General features: G+C 72.3%; 16 protein-coding genes and 1 pseudogene. 3 read left to right on the forward strand and 14 right to left on the reverse strand.

From position 1 onward, the window contains the following. Window positions 1-239: 239 nt before the first annotated feature. From tgmC to ACFV9J_RS03090, 7 genes and pseudogenes are all read right to left on the reverse strand, one after another. Entirely contained in the window at window positions 240-1,406 is a 1,167-nt protein-coding gene (gene tgmC / locus ACFV9J_RS03060) for an ATP-grasp peptide maturase system methyltransferase (protein WP_385348990.1), read from the reverse strand. Next, the gene (gene tgmB, locus ACFV9J_RS03065) at window positions 1,403-2,368 is read right to left on the reverse strand and encodes an ATP-grasp ribosomal peptide maturase (RefSeq protein ID WP_385348992.1); all 966 of its coding nucleotides are present in this window, start codon (window positions 2,366-2,368) and stop codon (window positions 1,403-1,405) included. Before tgmB ends, tgmC begins: the two co-directional genes overlap by 4 nt. Beyond that, a complete protein-coding gene (gene tgmA / locus ACFV9J_RS03070; RefSeq protein WP_385348995.1) occupies window positions 2,368-2,628 on the reverse strand; it encodes a putative ATP-grasp-modified RiPP in 261 nt (86 codons plus the stop codon). Before tgmA ends, tgmB begins: the two co-directional genes overlap by 1 nt. Window positions 2,629-2,677: 49 nt before the next feature. After that, the gene (locus ACFV9J_RS03075) at window positions 2,678-3,403 is read right to left on the reverse strand and encodes a hypothetical protein (protein ID WP_385348998.1); all 726 of its coding nucleotides are present in this window, start codon (window positions 3,401-3,403) and stop codon (window positions 2,678-2,680) included. Then, entirely contained in the window at window positions 3,400-3,789 is a 390-nt protein-coding gene (locus ACFV9J_RS03080; protein WP_385349001.1) for an ATP-binding protein, read from the reverse strand. The genes ACFV9J_RS03075 and ACFV9J_RS03080 overlap by 4 nt, the downstream gene beginning before the upstream one ends. 301 nt (window positions 3,790-4,090) lie before the next feature. Then, window positions 4,091-5,292 (reverse strand): annotated as a pseudogene (locus tag ACFV9J_RS03085) (helix-turn-helix domain-containing protein). 126 nt (window positions 5,293-5,418) lie between these two features. Beyond that, window positions 5,419-6,246, reverse strand: coding sequence for a M55 family metallopeptidase (locus ACFV9J_RS03090; protein ID WP_385349004.1), 828 nt, complete (start codon window positions 6,244-6,246; stop codon window positions 5,419-5,421). An 85-nt stretch (window positions 6,247-6,331) separates the two neighbouring features. Here ACFV9J_RS03090 and ACFV9J_RS03095 point away from each other — a divergent pair, with 85 nt between their 5' ends. Next, a complete protein-coding gene (locus ACFV9J_RS03095) occupies window positions 6,332-6,943 on the forward strand; it encodes a DinB family protein (protein ID WP_385349007.1) in 612 nt (203 codons plus the stop codon). After that, window positions 6,940-7,377: a glutaredoxin domain-containing protein gene (locus ACFV9J_RS03100; RefSeq protein WP_385349009.1), complete on the forward strand. Its 438-nt coding sequence runs from the start codon at window positions 6,940-6,942 to the stop codon at window positions 7,375-7,377. The genes ACFV9J_RS03095 and ACFV9J_RS03100 overlap by 4 nt, the downstream gene beginning before the upstream one ends. 12 nt (window positions 7,378-7,389) lie before the next feature. Here the strand turns inward: ACFV9J_RS03100 and galE are convergent, their stop codons facing one another. Then, window positions 7,390-8,370 carry a UDP-glucose 4-epimerase GalE gene (galE, locus tag ACFV9J_RS03105; RefSeq protein WP_385349012.1) on the reverse strand — a complete coding sequence of 327 codons (981 nt, stop codon included), beginning with the start codon at window positions 8,368-8,370 and terminating at the stop codon, window positions 7,390-7,392. A 77-nt stretch (window positions 8,371-8,447) separates the two neighbouring features. Further along, window positions 8,448-8,978 (reverse strand): MarR family winged helix-turn-helix transcriptional regulator, encoded by a 531-nt coding sequence (locus tag ACFV9J_RS03110; protein WP_385349015.1) that lies wholly within the window; start codon window positions 8,976-8,978, stop codon window positions 8,448-8,450. Between the two features lie 138 nt (window positions 8,979-9,116). On the opposite strand from ACFV9J_RS03110, the gene ACFV9J_RS03115 reads away from it, so the two are divergent. Continuing rightward, the gene (locus tag ACFV9J_RS03115; RefSeq protein ID WP_385349018.1) at window positions 9,117-9,530 is read left to right on the forward strand and encodes an organic hydroperoxide resistance protein; all 414 of its coding nucleotides are present in this window, start codon (window positions 9,117-9,119) and stop codon (window positions 9,528-9,530) included. 21 nt (window positions 9,531-9,551) lie between these two features. On the opposite strand, the gene ACFV9J_RS03120 is transcribed toward ACFV9J_RS03115, so the two are convergent. The 5 genes from ACFV9J_RS03120 to ACFV9J_RS03140 all read right to left on the reverse strand — a co-directional run bounded on the left by ACFV9J_RS03120 (window position 9,552) and on the right by ACFV9J_RS03140 (window position 19,366). Continuing rightward, window positions 9,552-11,105, reverse strand: a complete 1,554-nt coding sequence (locus tag ACFV9J_RS03120; RefSeq protein WP_385349021.1) for a hypothetical protein — start codon at window positions 11,103-11,105, stop codon at window positions 9,552-9,554. Between the two features lie 130 nt (window positions 11,106-11,235). After that, window positions 11,236-12,579 carry a hypothetical protein gene (locus ACFV9J_RS03125; RefSeq protein ID WP_385349024.1) on the reverse strand — a complete coding sequence of 448 codons (1,344 nt, stop codon included), beginning with the start codon at window positions 12,577-12,579 and terminating at the stop codon, window positions 11,236-11,238. Further along, window positions 12,576-14,813: a CDP-glycerol glycerophosphotransferase family protein gene (locus ACFV9J_RS03130; RefSeq protein WP_385349027.1), complete on the reverse strand. Its 2,238-nt coding sequence runs from the start codon at window positions 14,811-14,813 to the stop codon at window positions 12,576-12,578. The genes ACFV9J_RS03125 and ACFV9J_RS03130 overlap by 4 nt, the downstream gene beginning before the upstream one ends. A gap of 7 nt (window positions 14,814-14,820) precedes the next feature. Next, window positions 14,821-17,040, reverse strand: coding sequence for a CDP-glycerol glycerophosphotransferase family protein (locus ACFV9J_RS03135; protein WP_385349030.1), 2,220 nt, complete (start codon window positions 17,038-17,040; stop codon window positions 14,821-14,823). Between the two features lie 40 nt (window positions 17,041-17,080). Beyond that, on the reverse strand, window positions 17,081-19,366 hold the full coding sequence (locus tag ACFV9J_RS03140; RefSeq protein ID WP_385349033.1) for a CDP-glycerol glycerophosphotransferase family protein: 2,286 nt from the start codon (window positions 19,364-19,366) through the stop codon (window positions 17,081-17,083). Window positions 19,367-19,495: the final 129 nt, after the last annotated feature.

The following is a 19,495-nucleotide window of genomic DNA, read 5'->3' on the forward strand; positions in this document are numbered from 1 at the left end:
ATCCGGTGCGTATGGCACGACTACGACCTGCACCTCGTCCTCGTAGACGGTGGGGGCGATGGTCGAGGGGTCGGCATACGCGGAGTCGTACCGGCTGTTGTTGCTGCGGCGGAACGACTCCTGTTCGTCCGAAAGCCTGCCCTCGCGCGCCAGATTATTGACGAGTTACTGACGAGTCCGAGAACGCCGGTGAAACAGCCTCCGCTGTTCATCGGGTCATCTTCCTACCGATCCAATCGTCAGACGACGCGATGCTGCCAGCGCAGCGCCGGTCTCCCGCCGATCCAGTACGTGTGGGACTGCTCGGTGATGCGAAGCCTTACGGCGCTGATGTCGGGGCTCCCGGCCTCCCGCCACGCGACGAGCGTCTGTTCGATGTCGTCCCACAGCGAGATGGGGCCACCTTGGCGGACTGTCCATTCTGTGTCGTTCGCGATGAATTCGGCGAAGGACTCGCGATCAGGGTCGAAGACGTAGAGGAGTGGGTTGCCTTTACTCGTCACAGCCCGGATGAACTGCGCCCCCGGAGCGGCGAGCTGAGTGAGGAAGGCCGGCATCCACTCGTGCAGCATCGTGGGCGGTAGCTTCGTTCCCCGCTCGCTGTCGGCGTACGCCGTCCGCGCCGACAGATCGCCGGACACCGGTGCGGTGAACTGCGAACGCGCCTGCATGAAGGACGAGCGGCCGATGATCCGTCCCTCGGCGATGCCGCCCTCGCCGACGGTGACCTTCGCGAGACCGGTGCCGTAGGGCCAGGAGCCGAGAGTGGCCAGGATGATTCCGCCCGGCTTGGTCTGCCTGATCCAGGTGTGGGGGATGCGGCGGACGGCACAGGTCGCGATGACGCGGTCGTACGGCGCGCGGGTCGGGTGGCCGAGGAGCCCGTCCCCGGTGACGGTCCACGTCGAATATCCGGCAGTTTCGAGTGCCAGGTCCGCACGGGCCGCAATGTCCGGATCCACTTCGACGGTTGTCACGTTGTCCTCGCCGAGGCGATGGCACATCAGTGCCGAGGAGTATCCGGTTCCCGTGCCGATCTCCAGTACGTGATGTCCTTCCTCCACGCCCAGTTCCTCGATCATGCCGATCACGGTGGTCGGCATGGTGGATGACGACGTGGGTACGCCTGTCACCGGTTCATCGGTCTGGTCGGTGGTCAGATGGCCGTCGAGTTGAGTCGTCAGGGACTCGTTGCGGTAGACGATGCGTGTCCATTCCGCCGGAGCGGTTCCCAGCGCGTTGACCGGCTGCCAGCGGCCACCGTCCACTGGCAGGAAGACGCCGGGGTGGAGGAACAGCTCCCGCGGTACGGATTCCACCGCAGCCCGCCAATGGGGCGTCCGGAGGGCGCCGGCCTTCTCCAGCCGGTCGGCGAGGACACGGCGTTCGGGCGCGGTATCGGTCACGGGGCTTCTCCTCGTGTCAGCAGGTCGGCGAATGCGGCGGACATTCGTAGTCCGGTCTCCTCCTCCAGCCACGCCCATTGGCCGTTCGGGTTCAGCTCCAGCCACCAGTGAGTACCCTCCCGGTCCACTGCCAGATCGAAGCTCCCCGACACCAACCCGAAGTGGCCCAGAAAGGCGTGAAGTGCCGTCTCCACCTGGCTGGGCAGGTCCACAACCGTGTAGGACAGAGCGGAGTAGTCCTTGCGCCAGTCCAGCAGGCCGGACTCGATCCGTACTGCAAAGACCTGGGGGCCCACCACCAAGACCCGTACGTCGGCGACCTTGTCCACACAGACCTGGAACAGATGGGGCGTGACGCTCACGCCGTCGTCGATCTCGGCAGCAGTGACCGGCTCTGTCCACCCGGTCACGGGCACGCCGCCTCGCCGGTACGGGGTCCACCTGGGCGTCTTGTGGATGACATCGCCGTGACTGGTGATGAATTGTCGAGCTTCGTCGGTGTCGTTGGTGACGAGCGTGGGCGGTACGGCGAGGCCGAGCCGCCCCGCGGCTGCGAATTGAACGGGTTTGTAGTCGGCGGCGGCGTTCCGGAGCGGGTGGTTGACCCACAACGGGCCCTCAAGAGAGTAGAGAGCGCCACCGAGGCCATGACGGGCCTGGGCGGAGGCGAATCGCGCGTCATCGTCATTGTGGTGCGGGAAGGCGGGCCACGTGGGGCGGCGCCAGTACACCGCTCGCACATCGGTCAGGTCGACAGTCCTCGACGCAGTGCGGACCTGCCCGGCCAGGAGGGCCGGGCAAGCGCCAAAACGAGCAGAAAGCGTGAGGTTCGTGCCGATGTCCGCTGGATTGAACCTGACCACCGGTACTCCCCGCCGGTTCAGTTCGGTGATCACCATGTCGGCGGTGATGTCGTCCGCATCAGTGGCCACCAGAACGGGACTCTTCTCAGGCGCGGCCATCAGTCCTGCTGGCTGTCCTGGTCGTGACCCTGGTCGTTCGCGGAGTCGGAGTTCGTGACCGTCGATGTCTCGGTGCCGGAACTGGTGCCGTGCTTGCCCATCTCGACCACATTTCCGCAACGGTCGCGGTAGGCCCCGAGCTGTGTGCGCGGGTCGATGACGACTGTGGTGTGCGGGCGGTGGATGGTGGTCGGGTACGGCGAGAGCCGGGCCGTGCCCCAAGGGGGACGCGGGACGGGTTGCGTTGCGGTGGTTGTCACAAGGACTCCTTGTGTGTGGTGTGTGAGGCGCAGGGCGCTTGGGTGGTGCTCAGCCGGACGTGGCCAGACTGTGGAGCAGTTGTCCGAGGCCGACGGCCCTGTAGGACCCGAGACGGCGGATCACCTGCGATGCGAGGAAGCGCGGCAGGTCCCGGTGTCCGTACGGCAGCGGATCGACCGGCCGGTCCACCGCAAGCACCCCTTCGGCACCCGGGCCGTAGAGCGTGCCGTGGACGCCGTAGAGGGGAGCGCTCTGGGTCAGGAATACCGTTGGGTCGGTTCCGAGGGGTGGGCAGAGCGCAGCTGCTGCGCGGGCATGCTTCGGACAGACGGGTGGCTGGTTCGTCAGAACGTGCGATGTATCGGGGGCCAGGTCCTTCGGGGCGAAGAGGAAGATGTAGCCGAGGCGGGTGCGAGCGGGTCCGGCGCAGACCTGACAGCGCATGTTCTGCATTGTCATGATCTGCCGGTGGGGATGGATCATCTTCCACAGAGGCTTCCCCGTCATACGGCCGTCGTTGTCGACGGGGTTGAACGAGCAGCGCGTCACCAGCACGCCGCGCATGTCCCGGTCCTGGGCGGGGTCCTCGTCGGAGTAGTAGAGGCGGAACCGCCCAGGAGTGTTCTCGAGAATGACGAGGTTGTCCGGCGCCTCGTCCTCCCCTTCCCGCTGTGTGACGAAGGGGATCAGGCCGTACTCGGACGAGGCACGCGGGGGGCTGGGAGTCCTGCTCGTCCGTCCGAACGGGCTGTACGGGAGGGGGGGCACGATCACGTCGCCTCCTGGGGGCACCTGGCGATGGCGGTGGGAGTCCACGGCCGCTCCTCGGCGCAAACGGGGAGACGGCACCAGGTCTCTGCGCCGTCGTCGGCGGTTCCCCACTCACCGCCGGCTTCCGTGGCAAGGGCGTTGATGAGAACCAGGCCCCGCCCGGACTCGCTGTCGCTGTCGTCCGCTGCTCTTGGCGTGGCCCGGCCAGGCATGCCGTCGTGCACTGCAATGTGCAGCGAACAGTTCTCGAAGGTGATGGTCAGCCTGATGGTCGTGGCACCGCTGTGCAGCAGTGCGTTGGTCAGCAGCTCAGAGACGATGACCACGACGTCGTCCGTCATCGCCTGCAATCCGCAGTACCGCAGCCGCGCCGCTGCGATCCGGCGCATGGCACCCACTCGGCATGCGTCCTCACGGCGGAGCAGTTCCACTCCTCGACAGGGGGGTACTTCTAAACGCTCGCTCATCACCTCCCCGTCCGGGCGTTGGGCCGTGGTGGGGCACGGCTTCGGGATGACGTCCGCAGGAGCGCGTCGACAGGTGCGCTCCTGGGCCGTCACAGATGTCATCGTCATGGTCGGCTCCATGTCGAAGCGGGCAGTGACGACATGGTGCCGACGCAACTAGGCGCCAGTTACCACGCGTTGGTGACAGCGGGGGCCAAAGGATGACGTTGCGTCCCGGAGTGGCTCAGTGTGATGCAGAAGTGCCCAGCCAAGCGCCGTACGACAGGAAGCTGTCGGGGAGCCGACGGCGCGCGCCTTCCAGACCGGCATAGGTCTCTCGCACGGTGGGGTGGTACTTGGCCTGTTGCGGGGCCGTTCTCCTGGCCATGAGCAGACTCTTGAACGATGCGTCGGTCTTGCCCGTCCACATCTGGGCACGCGCGACTTCCGCGAAGTGGTGGCTGGTCCGCGACTTGGGCCAGTCGCGCGGGATGGACAGTCTGCCCCCCGCTTCGACAGCTTCACCGTACTTGTCCAGTTCGGCCAGGACGGAGACCCGATGGACTCGGACGTTGGTCGGTCCGAAGGCGAGCCAGTGCACCTGGACCGACTCACCCGTCCCGGCTGCGATCCGCTCGGCTTCGCTCAGATGCTCAAGTGCCTGGTGCTCGTTGTGCGCCCGGCCGGCCATGACCGCCGCGCCGAGGTGCATTTGTCCCCTGACAACCTGCAGTTCCCGGGACTCCTCCGCCTGCTGCAGTGTCGACAGACCCATCGACACGAGCCGTCGCCCCGTGCGGTACTTGCCCTCCCGCAAGTAGGTGAGCGCGCGAAGGTACTGGTACATGCCGCCGAGGACCGCATCGGATCCGCGCTGTGCGGCCCAATCCATGCGGGTCAGGGACAGCTGCGCCAAGTCTGGAAAGCCGAGCTTGGCGGCGACGTCGTAGGCAGTCCGGTAAAGAGACGCGAGGGTGAGCCAGCCCTCGGTGGTGGCGTTGTCGTGAGCCGCGGTCGTTCCCTCTTCGATGAGGCCGGCAACGTCGTTCGCGGCTCGCTTGATCTCGCCCGCGCGGACCGCGGCGCACAGCGCCTCCGCCTCGTCCAGCAACTCTTCGGGACGACGAGGCCGAATGTCCGGGTCCGGGCCGAGGTCGTAGACGTCCAGCGCTTCCCGAATCGGCCTTATCAGGACGTCAAGTTCATCGGCGCGCAGCTCACTCGCGTAGGGCTGGGCTGCCCCATGATCGTGGCGACCTCCACGCGCAGGGCTCGTGCGCACGCGGCGACGACGTGCGGAGTGGCGGGCAGAACTCCCTGTTCCGTCTTCGTCAGTGTGCTGTAGGGGACCGCTGCGAGGTCCGACAGGGCCCTTTGAGTGAGGTGGCGCTCTCGGCGCAGGCGCGCGAGCCGGACGCCGGTGTGGTCTTCAGGCAGGGCGTGCATACTGGCTCCTGTTCTGCTTCGACACCAGAACGGTACCCGCGGTCGGCTACGCGGGGCGCGGACGAATCCCGCTCCTGTGGGAGCGGGATTCGTCTGTGGGCTCCGGCCATGGTCCGTGCACTGTGGTCAGCAATACGGTTGCTGGTTGGTCATGGAAGCCGCCACCCGCATCCAGACTCCGAACTGACGGTAGAGGCCGGGCAGCGCGCCCTGTGCCTGCACGGTCCGGGAGTCCTTGGCGGTGACCCCGGGGATTCCCTGAAGTGCCGAGGCCACTGAGGCCGACTGCCATCGGACCGTGAGGACGGCCGGGTCCGGATTCGCCGCCGGGAGCCTCGATCCGGCCAGGCCGGTGGAAACGGCCTCCTCGATCGCCTTACGCGCCTCGTCCGCCGGACGTAGTTCGGCAGCGAAACGGTCGTGGGCGTACTTCACGGCCACGGTGCTGACCGAGGGGTCCCATTCCGTCATCTCCTCGCAGGCCCGGTCGTCGCCGGTGAGGACCGCGACCGGAACACCGAGAGCGGCCGCCGTCGCGTGGGCGAGACCGATCTCCCCCACCGGTCGGCCGTCGAGCCACATGTCCTCGATCTCGTGCCCCATGAAACTGTGGCTCAGCACACCGAGCGCACCGGCCCGGGAGTGGTAACCGACGCAGACCACGGCTTCGTACGCGCCGGTCAGACCGTGGAGCATGCCCATGTTCTTCGGCTTGCCCCGGACGAGGCGGGCGGCCGGGTGCAGCGCCTCCGGCAGGAGGTTGCGCATCGGGCCGTGCGCGTCGTTCACGGTGATGTGCGTGGCACCGGCTGTGAGCGCTCCTCGGACGGCGGCGTTGACGTCCTCCGCCATCATCCGGCGACCGCGTTCGTAGTCCCGGCCGTCGGGCTGGACGTCGTCGGCGTCGACGAGCCCTGTTATGCCTTCCATGTCCACACTGAGGTAGATCCGCACTGGGCCAGCTCCTCTGAAGATTCGTCACTTCGACGACATTGCCCAAGTGATCGACGGTTCCGGACAGGAGCGGGAAACTGGCCCCATGACCCCGACAGATCCCAAGGCCGATCTCCGCTTCTACCTCCAGTCCGCCCGCGACGCCCTGCTCTGGAAGCTCGAAGGGCTCTCGGAGTACGACGTACGGCGTCCGGCGACGCCGACCGGTACCAACCTCCTCGGGCTGGTGAAGCATGCTGCCACCGTGGAACTGGGCTATCTCGGCGACACCTTCGGGCGGCCGTCCGGTGAGCCGTTGCCCTGGCTCGCGGACGGTGCCGAGCCCAACGCGGACATGTGGGTCACCGCGGACGAGTCGCGCGCGTTCGTCGTGGAGTTGTACCGCCGGGCGTGGGTCCACGCGGACGCCACGATCGACGCGCTGGCGCTCGACACGGTCGGCAGGGTGCCCTGGTGGGACGAGGGGAAGGACGAGGTGACCCTGCACCATGCCGCCACCCGCGTGATCGCCGACACCCACCGGCACGCCGGTCATGCCGACATCGTCCGGGAGCTGACGGACGGTGCCGTGGGCATGCGCGAGGACAACGCGGGTGTGCCGTCGGCCGACGCGGCGTGGTGGGAGACGTACCGGGACCGGGTCGAGCACGCCGCTCGGGAAGCCGGGCACCGCGGGACCCCGGGGCGGGCCCGATGAGGCGGGCGTGGACGGGCCCGGTGCTGCTGCTGATCGCCGGGGCGGGGGCCGCGACCGGGCCGATCGTGCAGGGGCGCCCGGGGACGGGTGCCGTGCTGTTGGTGGTGTTCGTGCTGCTGGCCGGGCTGACCTCGCCCCTGGTGTTCCCCAGGTCTGTCGGTGCGCTGGAGGCGCGGCGGCGCAGTGCCGCGGACGGGCGGCCGGTGGTGTACTGGCGGCCGGGCTGTACCTACTGCCTGCGGCTGCGCCTCCGGCTGGGGCGCAGCGCGCGGCGGTTGCACTGGGTCGACATCTGGCGGGACGAGGCCGGGGCGGCAGCGGTGCGCGAGGTCAACGGCGGCAACGAGACCGTGCCCACGCTGCTCGTGGCGGGCCGGGCCTACACCAATCCCGCCCCGGCCTGGGTGCGCGAGCAGGTCTCCTCGACCCGGTGACGCCCCGGGGCGTCAGTCCCGCGCCGCCTCCGGGTGCAGCCGTACCCAGCCCGCCCACGCCGACGTGATCATGTCCTCGACGTCGTACTTGGCCTTCCAGCCCAGTTCGACGGCGGCGCGGTCGGCCGAGGCGACGACGCGCGCCGGGTCGCCGGGGCGGCGCGGGGTCACCGTCGGGGGCTGGTCGTAGCCGGTGACGGCGTTGATGCGGTCGATCATCTCGCGGACGGAGACACCCTCGCCGCGGCCGATGTTGAGGGTGAGGGTGCGGCCGGGGGAGGACTGGAGGGCGCGGGCCGCGGCCACGTGGGCCTCGGCCAGGTCGACGACGTGGATGTAGTCGCGCACACAGGTGCCGTCCGGCGTCGCGTAGTCGTCGCCGAAGATCCGGGGGGCCGCGGACTCCGTGAGCTTCTCGAAGACCATCGGGACGAGGTTGTAGACGCCGGTGTCGGCCAGGTCCGGGCCCGCCGCGCCCGCCACGTTGAAGTACCGGAGGGAGGCCGTGGCGAGGCCCGTCGCCTTGCCCGTGGCCCGGACCAGCCACTCGCCGGCCAGCTTGGTCTCGCCGTACGGCGACATCGGCACGCAGGGCGTCTCCTCGGTCACGAGGTCGACGTCGGGCATGCCGTACACCGCGGCGGAGGAGGAGAAGACGAAGGACGGGACCCCGGCCGCGGTGACCGCGTCCAGCAGGACGCGCAGGCCCTCCACGTTCTGCCGGTAGTAGTGCAGCGGCAGGTCCACCGACTCGCCGACCTGCTTCTTGGCGGCCAGGTGCACCACGCCGGTGACGGAGTGGTCGGCCAGGGCGCGGGCGACCCGCTCGCCGTCCAGGACCGAGCCCACCACCAGGGGCACACCGTCGGGCACGCGCTCGGCGATCCCCGTGGACAGGTCGTCGTAGACCACGGCCTTCTCGCCCGCTTCGGTCATCGCCCGTACGACGTGCGCCCCGATGTATCCGGCGCCGCCGGTGATCAGCCAGGTCATTGCGGCTGTCCCCTTCGTTCGGTGGTCCTTGGTAGCCATGATCCGTCATCGCGGCGCCCGCCGGGCGGCCGCACCCCTCAGGACGGTTCGGGTGCCGGACCGGTGCCGTACCCGTCCAGCGCCGCCGTGAGCCGGTCGAGGCGGGCGCGCAGGCCCTGGACCTCGGCCAGGTCCAGGCCGGTCGCCGCGGCGATCCGGCGGGGCACCTCGACGGCCCGCCCGCGCAGCGCCGTGCCCTGTTCGGTCAGCCGCACCTCCACCGACCGCTCGTCGCGCGTGCTGCGCTCGCGCCGGACCAGACCGGCCGCCTCCAGCCGCTTGAGCAGCGGCGACAGCGTGCCGGAGTCGAGACGGAGGTGCTCGCCGAGCCTCTTCACGGGCAGCTCGCCGTGCTCCCACAGCACCAGCAGCACCAGGTACTGGGAGTAGGTGAGCCCCAGATCCTTGAGGACCACGCGGTAGACGCTGCCGAAGGCGCGCGACGCGGCGCTCAGCGAGAAGCAGATCTGCTGGTCCAGGCGGAGCCAGTCGGTTGCGGGCTCCGCCGCGGGCTCCATTGCGGGCTCCGCCGCAGGCGCCGCCTCGGGCTCGGTCGCGGGCGTGGTCATGCGCTCCAGGGTAGCCGACCGACCTTGTCCGCTATTTAGTTGTGCACAATCTAGTTGCGTGCAATCAAATGGCGTGCTCTACTTGGGGCTGTCGGGCACACAGGCCCCTCCCGAACTCCTGAAAGGGACGGTTCTCCCATGGACGCGCTCTACACCGCCGCCGCCACCGCCACCCACGGCCGCGACGGCCGTGCCGTCAGCTCCGACGGCACGCTCGACCTCGCCCTCGGCGTCCCCGTCGAGATGGGCGGCAACGGGCAGGGCACCAACCCCGAGCAGCTCTTCGCCGCCGGGTACGCGGCCTGTTTCGGCAGCGCCCTCGGCGTGGTCGGCCGGGCGGCGAAGGTCGACGTCAGCGACGCCGCGGTGACCGCCGAGGTCGGCATCGGCAAGCAGGGCGAGGGCTTCGCGCTCGCCGTCACCCTCCGGGTCGAGCTGCCCGAGGGCCTCGACGAGGAGACCGGCCGCAAGCTGGTCGAGCAGGCCCACCAGGTCTGCCCCTACTCCAACGCCACCCGCGGCAACATCCCGGTCGACCTCGTCATCGAGTAGTCACGCTCGCACCACAAGCGCTCACCCGACCCGCGCCAGCACCTCCCCCGTCCGCTCGCTCCACGCCACCACCACCGCCTCCTCGGGCACCGGGTGCCAGCGCGTCAGCAGCAGCCAGCGGACGTGGTAGCGGCGGACGACCGCGGCGCGCTCGGCGCGGGTCGAGCCGGGCGCCAGGTACGCCTTGACGTCGGCCACCCGCCGCCCGCGCTCCCGCTCGTCCAGTGCCGGGTCCGGCCAGGCGGGCGCCGCGAGGTTCGGCCCGTACCCGGCGATGGCGTGCCCGGCGTAGTAGCCGTCGGTGATCACGACCTCGCCGGGGCCGATGTGCCGCGCCGCCCACGTGTACGTCGGCCAGTCCGGCGGCTGCTCGAAGCCGACCGGGTCCAGCGCCCGCGGCACCACCGCCCCCGCGTGGACCGCGAGGAACCCCAGCAGGGCGCCCGCGGTCGCGGTCCAGCCCAGCACGGCCCGCCACCGCCCCCACGGCCGGGGCGCGGCCAGCTCCACCGCCAGGGCGAACTGCAACGGCACCAGCGTGAGCCCGAGGATCCGGCCGTAGGTGTAGTGCCCGCTGAACCAGCCGTACGCCACCACCGCGCAGTCCAGCGCGAACATCAGCACCAGCGGGTCCCGGCGCGAGCGGCGTCCGCGCGCCCACAGGGCCGGCAGGCCGAGCAGGGCCAGCCAGAACTCCCCGGGCAGGTCGAGGTACAGGACCCGGTGCATCGCATCGATGCTGTCGTCGCCGGCCAGCGCGAACACGTCGAAGTACGGCCAGGCCGCCGCCGCCCCCACCGCCACGGCGCCGGTCAGCGCCCACCGCCCCACGACCGGCCCGCGCCACCCGCGCTGCCATCCGGCCACCAGCGCCACCGCGCCGAGCGCCGCCGCCACCGAGGTGATCGGGTGGACGAGGAGGATCAGGCCGTACAGGACGCCCAGCGCCCCGTATCCGGGCAGGCCGCGCAGTCCGCTCGGCCCCACGTACCGCACCCGGCGCCCGTCCCGTGCCCGCGCCCCGGTCAGCGCCCAGGCCCAGAAGGTCAGCCCGATCGCGAAGGTCGACGGGTAGCCGAGGTTGCCCGTCATCGACATCAGCCCGAGGTAGCCGCTCCACCAGGCCCGCTCCGTGCCCCAGAGCAGGGTCATCGCGCCCAGTGCCAGCACCGGCGCCCACGGACGCGGGGTCAGTACCCGGACGAAGCGGTTCAGGCCGGTCAGCAGCACCAACAGGTTCAGCGGCCCGGCGAGCCGCACCACCTCCCAGCCGCCCAGCCCCGTCAGCCGGGCGAACACGCCCTCGGCCACCGCGTACGGCGAGTAGTACGCGCTGCCCGCGCCCGGCAGGTCGGCCATCGGGTGACGCGGGTGGAGCAGGTCCGCCTTCAGCCGCTCGACGACGGCGGCGTGCTGGCCCGCGTCGCAGCACAGCGGCACCGCCCAGTACGCCAGCGTCAGCACGAGGAAGAAGAGGAATCCGGCGACCTGGTAGGGGGTGGGGCGCCAGGCGCGTCCGCCGCGCAGTGCCGTCGCACCGCGCACGGGCCGCCGGACGAGGACGTCGGCGCTCACGAAGCAGAGGAGGTGTGGGGCATTCGGGACATTTGGCGTATGTTCCCGGTGGGGTCACCCCCGCCAATCGCTCACCGGTCCAAGTCACCCGGGCGGCGGACGCCCGGGACACCCAGGACGCCCGGGACGCTCAGCCGACCGCGCCCGCCCGGTCCCGCTGCTCCTGCGCCGGCAGCGGCACCCGCCCGCCGCGCACCACCGGCTCCAGCAGCAGCGGCACCCCCACCACCGGCAGCAGCCACGCCAGCACGATCAGCCGCTCGCCCCAGATGTTGATGTCCGGGTGCCCGGCCTGGGTGAGGAGCCCGGTGCACGCCGCCGCCACCAGGAAGCCGCCGACCGCACCCCCGCGCCGCAGCGCGCCCCACGCCCCGGCGGCCAGCGCCGCCACGAACAGCGGCTGCCACGCCTGCCGGCGCAGCCACTCCACCCAGAAGTTGCCCTGCAACTGCCAGAACTCCGGCCACGGATGCTTCCGGTCGGGGCGGTTGAAGTGATCGGTGAGCAGGTCCTGGAGGCTGTCCGCCTCGGACGGGTAGTGCAGCAGCCGCGCCAGCAGCAGGGTCGCGACCGCACCGGCCAGGCCGACGGCCGCGAGCGCCGACACCTCCCGGGAGGCCGGACCGCCCCGGCCTCGCAGCCGCCGAGCCCGCCGCCGGTACCGCCGCAGGGCGATCACCCCGCCGGCCGCCGCCAGGCACAGGCCGAGGAACAGCGCCTGGGAGTGCTTGACCGTGAACAGGGCGAGCAGCGCCCCGGCCACCAGCAGCAGCCCGGCACGGGTGCGGCCCGCCCGCAGCACCAGCGCGCAGCCCCACACCGCCGCCAGGGTCAGCGCCATCAGCAGGCCCTCGGTCATCGGGCGCATCGCGGTCGTCCCGCACGGCAGCACGTAGTACAGCGCCTGCCCGGCCAGCGCGAGCGGCACCGGCACCGACAGGGTCCGCAGGATCAGGAGGACCAGGACGCCGCCCGCGCACGCCACGACGACGCCCGCCGTCCACAGGCCCCACGTCACCCCGAAGGCCAGGACGAACGGCACCAGGAACGCCGGATAGCCCGGCCGCGCCTCGAAGATCGCCATGAAGCGCTCCGACATGAACGGCACGGTGTGCCCGCCGGTCTGCCCGGCCGCCAGCCGCGGCCGGACCGCCGCCCACTCCTGCTCGCGGCACTCGGCCAACACCCCGGCGGTGGGGTCGGGGCGGTGGAAGCGGACCACGTGCACGCTCTGGTCCCGGCGGGCCCGCTCCGCCCGGCCCGCGCACACGTAGTCGATGGTGGCCGTCGCCGCCGCGTGCTTGCTCTCACCGGTCAGACTCAGGGCGTACGAGAGGTAGTTCCTGGTGTCGGGGGTGTCCCGGCCGGTGACGTTCGCCAGCTGGAGGGCGGCGAACACGGCGGCCAGGAGCAGCACCCCCAGCACCCCCGGAGCCCCCGGCACCCGACCGCTCACCCGGCTGCCGGGTCTCATGTGGAGGGCAGCAGGTCGCGTCCGGACGGGACGGCGCGGGAGCCGGGGACGCCGGAGGGCTCCGCCGCGGGCATCGGCTCGCCCAGGAGCAGCGTCCGCACCACCCGTTCGGCGGCCCTCCCGTCCTCGTACTCGCAGTACCGGGCGCGGAAGGACGCCCGCAGCCGTGCCGCCTCCTCGTCCCGCCAGGCCCCGGACGCCAGCAGCCACGCCAGCTCCCGGTAGGAGCGCGAGACGTGCCCGGGTGCCTCCTCGGTGACGTCGAAGTACGTGCCGCGGGCCGCCGAGTACGGGCCCCAGTCCTCGGCGTGGATCAGGATCGGGCGGTCCAGGACGGCGTAGTCGAACATCAGGGCGGAGTAGTCGGTGATCAGCAGGTCCGAGGCGAGCATCAGGTCCTCGACGTGCGGTTCGTCCGTCGCGTCGACCACCACGCCCCGCCGGTGCAGCTCCGCGAGGCCCAGGCCGCGCGCCGGACCGGTGGCGAGGGACGGGTGCAGGCGGACGAGCAGGGTGTGGCCCTCGCCCAGGTCGGCGGCGAGCCGGGCCACGTCGAGGCGCTCGACGAGCCCGCCGCGCCGGTACTCGCGGCGGGTCGGCGCGTACAGCACGACGGTGTGGCCGTCGGGGACACCGAGCCGCTCGCGGACCCGCCGCCCGTCCTCGGGACCGGCGTTGACCAGGGCGTCGTTGCGCGGGCTGCCGGTGCGCGCGGACGTGAAGTGGCAGGGGTAGGCCCGCTCCCAGACCCGCTCCGCGTACCGGCTCGCGACCAGGCTGTGGTCCCAGCGGTCGGCGCGGCGCAGCATCTGCGGCACGTCCAGCCCGTGCCGGGCGCCGGGCCGGTCCAGCAGGTCGACGCCCATGCGCTTGAGCGGCGTCCCCTGGTGGGTGTGGAGGTGGACGGTGCCCTGCCGCTTGGCCACCGTGCCGGGCCAGTTGACGTTGTTGACGAAGAACGCCGCCCGCTCGGTCACCCGCCGGTAGGCGGCACTGCCCAGGACCACGTGCTCGGTGCCCGGCGGCAGCAGCGCGGGGTCCGCCGCGCTCTCCTCGTCCCGCACCACCCACACCCCGCGCAGGTGCGGGGCGAGTTCACGGGCCGCGCGGTGGATCGCGGCGGGGTCGCCGAGCACGCCCCGGTGGGAGAACGCCGAGTACACGACGAGGTCCGGGTCGAGGGGACGGCGCACGTGCAGGGTGCTCGCCGCCCGGCGCAGCCGCCCGGCGGCCGCGGTACGCGCCGGCCGGGTCCGGCGCTCCAGCTCCCGTGCCGCCCGCCCGGACTCCCGGCGCACCCGGTAGGCGGCGTACGACCCCTCCAGCACCCGGAGTTCGGCCGGGACCGCCGCGTCCCCGGGCCGGTGGGCGCGGAACATCCCGGCGGTGCGGTGGAAGAACTCGGCCCGGTCACAGGGCGGCAGCCGGTCCGGCTTGGACAGGATGTCCAGGCAGTGCTCGCCCATCTTGGCGTGCAGGAACGGCCGCCACCTGGCCGCCAGTTCCGGACGGGCGTCCAGGAAGGCGAAGACCCGCTCGTACTGCGCGTGGACGTCGAAGTGCTTGCGGCTGGTCGTGGACAGGATGTTGCCCTGGCGGCGCTGGCGGTAGTTCAGGCAGATGCGGTCCAGCGCGGCGATCCGCTCCGCGCTGAACATGACCGGGAAGGTCCAGGGCGTGTCCTCGTAGTAGCCCGGCGGGAAGGTGAGGCCCTCCCGCTCGACGAAGTCGCGGCGGTAGACCTTGTTCCACACGACCATCAGCAGGTCGAGGATCTCGGGATGCCCGGCCGCCGTGAACGTGCCGTCGCCCGCCTCCGCGAGCACCCGGGCCAGGACGTTGCGCCGGGTGCCGCCCCACCAGTAGGTGCGCGCGTAGTCGAAGACCAGCACGTCCGGGCCGTCCGTCTCCGCGAGCCGGTCGGCCATCGCGCGCAGGGCGCCCGGGGTGAGGGTGTCGTCGCTGTCGAGGAAGAAGAGGTAGTCGCCGGTGGCGTGCGGCAGCCCGGCGTTGCGGGCCCGGCCGAGGCCGGCGTTCTCCGCCAGGTGCAGCACCCGCACCCGGTCGTCGCGGGCGGCGTACTCGTCCAGGATCGCGCCGGAGCCGTCCGGGGAGCAGTCGTCGACGGCGATCACCTCGATGTCCCGGAAGGACTGGTCCAGCACCGAGTCGAGGCACTCGCGCAGGAAGCCCTGCACCTTGAAGCAGGGGACGATGACGCTGAAGCGGGGCACGGCGGGGTCAGCTCCTTGCGAGGCTCTCGTGGGTGGCGGCGGCGGGGGCCGGGACGCGCTCCGCGAGCGGGAGCACCGGCGGCAGCGCCTCGGGCGGCTCGCCGAGCAGCACCCGGCGCACGACGCGTTCGGCGGCCCGGCCGTCGTCGAACTCGCAGAACCGCTCCCGGAAGGCCGCCCGCAGCGCCGTCGACTCCGGGCCCGCCCAGGTGCCGTCGGCGAAGACGCGGGCCAGCTCCTCGGACGTGCGCGCCACCGGTCCCGGGGGTGCCGCCATCAGGTCGAAGTAGACGCCGCGGGTCTCCCGGTACACGTCCCAGTCGTCGGCGTACACGACGATCGGGCGGTCCAGGTTGGCGTAGTCGAACATGATGGAGGAGTAGTCGGTGACCAGCGCGTCCGCGGCCAGGCACACGTCCTCCGAGGAGCGGTGCCCGGTCACGTCGACGACCCGGCCGGTGCGTTCCCGGCTCCCGCCCCGGTCGTAGAAGTAGTGGGCGCGCAGCAGCACCACGACGTCCTCGCCGGCCGCCTCGCAGAACGCCTCCAGGTCCAGGCCGCCCGCGCCGAACCCGGTCTCCCAGTCCCGGTGCGTGGGCGCGTACAGGACCGCCGTCTTCCCCTCCGGGACGCCCAGTTCGCGCCGCACCCGGGCCACGTCCCCGGCGGTCGCCGTGCAGTAGACGTCGTTGCGCGGGTAGCCGTACTCCAGGTGCTCGTAGGAGCCGGGGAAGGCGCGCTCCCACATCTGGGTGGAGTGCCGGTTGGCGGAGAGGTTGAAGTCCCAGCGGTCCACGCGGGCGAGGAGCTTGGTGAAGCTGCCGGTGGCCGCCGCCACCACCGGGTACGTCGACTGGTCCACGCCCATCGTCTTCAGCGGCGTGCCGTGCTGCGTCTGCAGGTGCACGCTGCCGGGGCGCTTGACCACGCCCTCGGCGAAGTTGGCGTTGTTCACCAGGTACGTGGCGCGGGCCAGCACCTCCCAGTACCGGTGGCTGCCGACGACCGCGTGGTCGACGCCGTCCGGCAGGGTGTGCGCCTGGTCCGGCTCGACCAGGAACACCGACCTGAGGTGCGGGGCGAGTTCGCGGGCCTTGGCGTGGATCGCGGCCGGGTTGCAGGCGTAACCGCGGCCCCAGTAGGCGCAGTACACGACGAGGTTCGCATCCAGCGGGCGGCGCAGGTGGCGGCGGTAGCGCAGGCGGGTGCGCAGCCCGCGCGGCCACGGCAGGCGGCGCAGGACGCCGGTCGCCGTCCGGTTGGCGGCGCGCAGCGCGCGGAAGGCGGTGTACGACCCCGACGCCAGCAGCCGGTGCTGCACGCCGAGCCGTCCGCCCGGCGGCCGGAAGCCCGCGGGGCGGTGACGCCGGTACAGGCGGCCGGCCCGGCGGTAGAAGGCGCGGCGCCCCCGCCGGGTCAGGCGCCGGGGGTGGGTGGCCGTCTTCAGGACCGCCGCGAAGAGCTGCTCGAACAGCAGGCCGCGCCGCTCGGGCGGCAGGCCCCGCTCGACGGCGTGCGCGAGGGCGAGTTCGGCCTGGTCGAGCAGGTCCGCGTGGTGCTCGCCGGGCAGGTTCAGCCGGTTGCCCTGGCGCCGCACCCGGTGCCGTACGACCACCTCGCGCAGCACCGCCACCCGCTCGGCGCGCGCAGCGACCCGGGCGCCGAAGCCGACGTCCGTGAAGTGGCCCCCGGGGAAGTCCAGCCGGCGCTCGGTGAGGAAGGTACGGCGGTGCACCGCGCTCCACGCGGGCAGGTGCACGCCGGTCAGGTGCGGGGCGCGGTCGGGGGCGAAGGCGCCGTCCGGGGTCTTCGCCAGCAGCGGCGCGGCCGGGTTGGTGGTCTCGCCCTCCCACCAGGGCACCCGCTCGTACTCGAAGTACATGACGTCGACACCGCCGGTGTCCGCGAGGCGTGCGTCCAGGGCCGCCAGCGCCCCCGGCACGAGGGCGTCGTCGCCGTCGAGGAACAGCAGGTACGCGCCGGTCGCCGCCCGCATCCCGGCGTTGCGCGCCCCGGCCAGACCGGCCGTCGGCGGCGAGTGCACGGGCGTCACCCGGGAGTCCCGCTCGGCGTGCTCCCCGGCGACGTCCGCCGCGGCGCAATCCGGGCCGTCGCAGACCGGGATCAGCTCGAAGTCGCCGAAGGACTGGCCGAGGACCGAGTCCAGTGCCTGGGAGAGCCGCCCCGCGACCCCATGGGACGGGACGATGATGCTGAAGCGGGGCATACTGCTCTTTCTCTCGGGTCTTTGTCTCGGGCTCTCGGGTTCAGAGGCTGTCGGTGACGGTGCGCGGACCCGCCGGTGGCGGCACCGTGGTCAGCGGGGCCCGCGCGAGAGCCGCGGCAGGGGAGGGCGCGGGGCCGCGCCGGGCGAGCGGGACGACCGGCGGCAGGTCCGTCTCGCCCAGCACCACCCGGCGTACGACGCGCTCGGCGGCGCGGCCGTCGTCGTAGGGGCAGAACCGCTCGCGGAAGGCGGCCCGCAGCCGCGCCGACCGGGTGCCCGCCCAGTCGCCGCTCGCGAACACGCCGATCAGCTCGTCCTCGTCCCGCGCGATCGCACCCGGCGGGAAGGAACGCAGGTCGACATAGGTGCCCCGGGCCGCCTCGTACGCCTCCCGCTCGGCGGCGTGGACCACGATCGGGCGGTCGAGGCCCGCGTAGTCGAACATCAGCGACGAGTAGTCGGTGACCAGGGCGTCCGAGGCCAGGCACAGCGACTCCACGTGCGGGTGGTCGCTGACGTCCAGCACCCGGCCGGCGGACGTGGCGAGCGGGCCGCCGTGCCGGGGGTGGGCGCGGGCCAGCACCACGAAGCGCGGGCCGAGGCGGCGCACGACGCGCTCCAGGTCCAGGGCGGAGTGCTGGGTGCGCCGGTAGTCGCGGTGGGTGGGCGCGTACAGGATCGCGACGGTGCCCTCGGGGACGCCGAGGGTCTCGCGCAGCCGGGCCACGTCCGCGGCCGTCGCCCGCTGGAGGACGTCGGTGCGCGGCTGGCCGTACTCCAGGGCGGTCCAGTCGCCCGGGTGGACGCGTTCCCAGGTCAGGGAGGAGTGGCGGTTGGCGCAGACCACGTAGTCCCAGGAGTCGACCTCGCGCAGCAGCCGGGCGAAGTCGGTGCCCTGGGCGGCGGCCGGGCGCTCCTGGAGGTCCAGGCCCATGTGCTTGAGGGGCGTCCCGGCCTGCGTCTGGACCAGGATCTGGCCCCGCCGCCTGACCAGGCCCGGGCCGAAGGCCCCCTCGCGCACCAGGTAGCGGGAGCGGGCCAGGGCCGTCCAGTGGGCGGCCGTGCCCGGGACCAGGCGGCGGGTGCCGGGCGGCACGGTGTGGTGGTGCACCCGGTCGGCGGCCCACGCCGTGCGCACGTGCGGCGCCAGACGGCGGAACGCCTCCTCCAGCGCGCCCGGGTCGCGGCCGTACCCCCGGTCGCCCTCGACGGCGAAGACGGCCCGGTCGGCGCGGAGCGGGAGGCAGCGCTGGACGCGGTAGTGCAGGCGCAGGGCGCCGGTCCGGGCCGCGCGCAGCAGCCCCGCGGCGACCCCCGCCGTACGGCGGCGCAGGGCCGACGCCAGCCGCAGGGCGCCGTAGGTGCGGCGCAGGCCGAGGCGGAGCAGGGCGTGGCGCAGCCGGACGGGCAGCGGGGCCCGGGCGCCGGGGACCCGGTAGCGGCGGCAGTGGACACGGGCCCGGCGCAGGAACTCGGCGCGCAGGGACAGCGGGAGGCGGCCGGGGCGGGTGTACACCGTCGTGAGGTGGTCGGCCATGCGGCGGTACAGGAGCGGCCGCCAGCGGGCCAGCTCCCTGCGCGACTGCGGGTGTGTCTCCATGCGCGTCTCGAGGAACGCGAAGACGCGGTCGTACTGCGTGAAGACGTCCAGGTGGCGCTCGCCCGGCGTGCCCAGGATGCTGCCCCGCCGCCGCTGCCGGTAGTGGACGCAGACGCGGTCCAGGGTGGCGACGGAGCCCGCCGCCATCAGCACCGGGTACGTCCACGGCGTGTCCTCGTAGTAGCCCGGCGGGAAGGCGAAGCCCTCGCGCACGGCGAACTCCCGTCGCACCGCCTTGTTCCAGGCCACCATCAGCAGCTTCAGCAGTCCCGGCCGGTCGGCGAGCCGGAACGGCGCCGGGCCCTGCTCGGTGAGGTGCGCGGCGGCCTGGTTGCGGACCGTCTCGCCGGTCCAGTACGTGCGCGCGTAGTCGTAGACCAGGACGTCCGGCTCGCCGGTCTCCTTGATCCGGTCGGCGATGCCCCGCAGCGCGTGCGGGGTGAGGGTGTCGTCGCCGTCGAGGAAGACCAGGTAGTCGCCGCCCGCCCGTTCCATGCCGGCGTTGCGGGCCGGGCCCAGCCCCTCGTTGCGCGGCAGGCCGATGACGCGGACGCGCGGGTCGAGGGCCGCGAACTCGTCGGCGATCGCGCCGCAGGCGTCCGGCGAGCAGTCGTCGACCACGATCACCTCGAAGTCCGGGTACGACTGGGCCAGCACCGACTCCAGGCACGCGTGCAGATACGCCTGCACCTGGTACGCGGGAACGATGACACTGAACCTGGGCACGGGGACTTCCATCGGTCGGCGGGATCGGTGCGGGCGTTCTGCCCGGCAACGGCCGGTGGACCCGCTTGGTTACGGTCCCCGGGGCATTCGGGGGACGTCGTGCCCGTACGGATGAGGGGGCGGGCCGGT

It is taken from the genome of Streptomyces sp. NPDC059906, from assembly GCF_042730645.1.
Taxonomy (GTDB): Bacteria; Actinomycetota; Actinomycetes; order Streptomycetales; family Streptomycetaceae; genus Streptomyces; species Streptomyces rubrogriseus.

What these genes read in the sequence shown, in the direction of transcription:
- tgmB (WP_385348992.1), bottom strand. Translation starts at nt 2,368, where the DNA reads ATGGCCGCGCCTGAGAAGAGTCCCGTTCTGGTGGCCACTGATGCGGAC.
- ACFV9J_RS03080 (WP_385349001.1), bottom strand. Translation starts at nt 3,789, where the DNA reads ATGCGCCGGATCGCAGCGGCGCGGCTGCGGTACTGCGGATTGCAGGCG.
- ACFV9J_RS03095 (WP_385349007.1), top strand. Translation starts at nt 6,332, where the DNA reads ATGACCCCGACAGATCCCAAGGCCGATCTCCGCTTCTACCTCCAGTCC.
- ACFV9J_RS03100 (WP_385349009.1), top strand. Translation starts at nt 6,940, where the DNA reads ATGAGGCGGGCGTGGACGGGCCCGGTGCTGCTGCTGATCGCCGGGGCG.
- galE (WP_385349012.1), bottom strand. Translation starts at nt 8,370, where the DNA reads ATGACCTGGCTGATCACCGGCGGCGCCGGATACATCGGGGCGCACGTC.
- ACFV9J_RS03110 (WP_385349015.1), bottom strand. Translation starts at nt 8,978, where the DNA reads ATGACCACGCCCGCGACCGAGCCCGAGGCGGCGCCTGCGGCGGAGCCC.
- ACFV9J_RS03115 (WP_385349018.1), top strand. Translation starts at nt 9,117, where the DNA reads ATGGACGCGCTCTACACCGCCGCCGCCACCGCCACCCACGGCCGCGAC.
- ACFV9J_RS03125 (WP_385349024.1), bottom strand. Translation starts at nt 12,579, where the DNA reads ATGAGACCCGGCAGCCGGGTGAGCGGTCGGGTGCCGGGGGCTCCGGGG.
- ACFV9J_RS03135 (WP_385349030.1), bottom strand. Translation starts at nt 17,040, where the DNA reads ATGCCCCGCTTCAGCATCATCGTCCCGTCCCATGGGGTCGCGGGGCGG.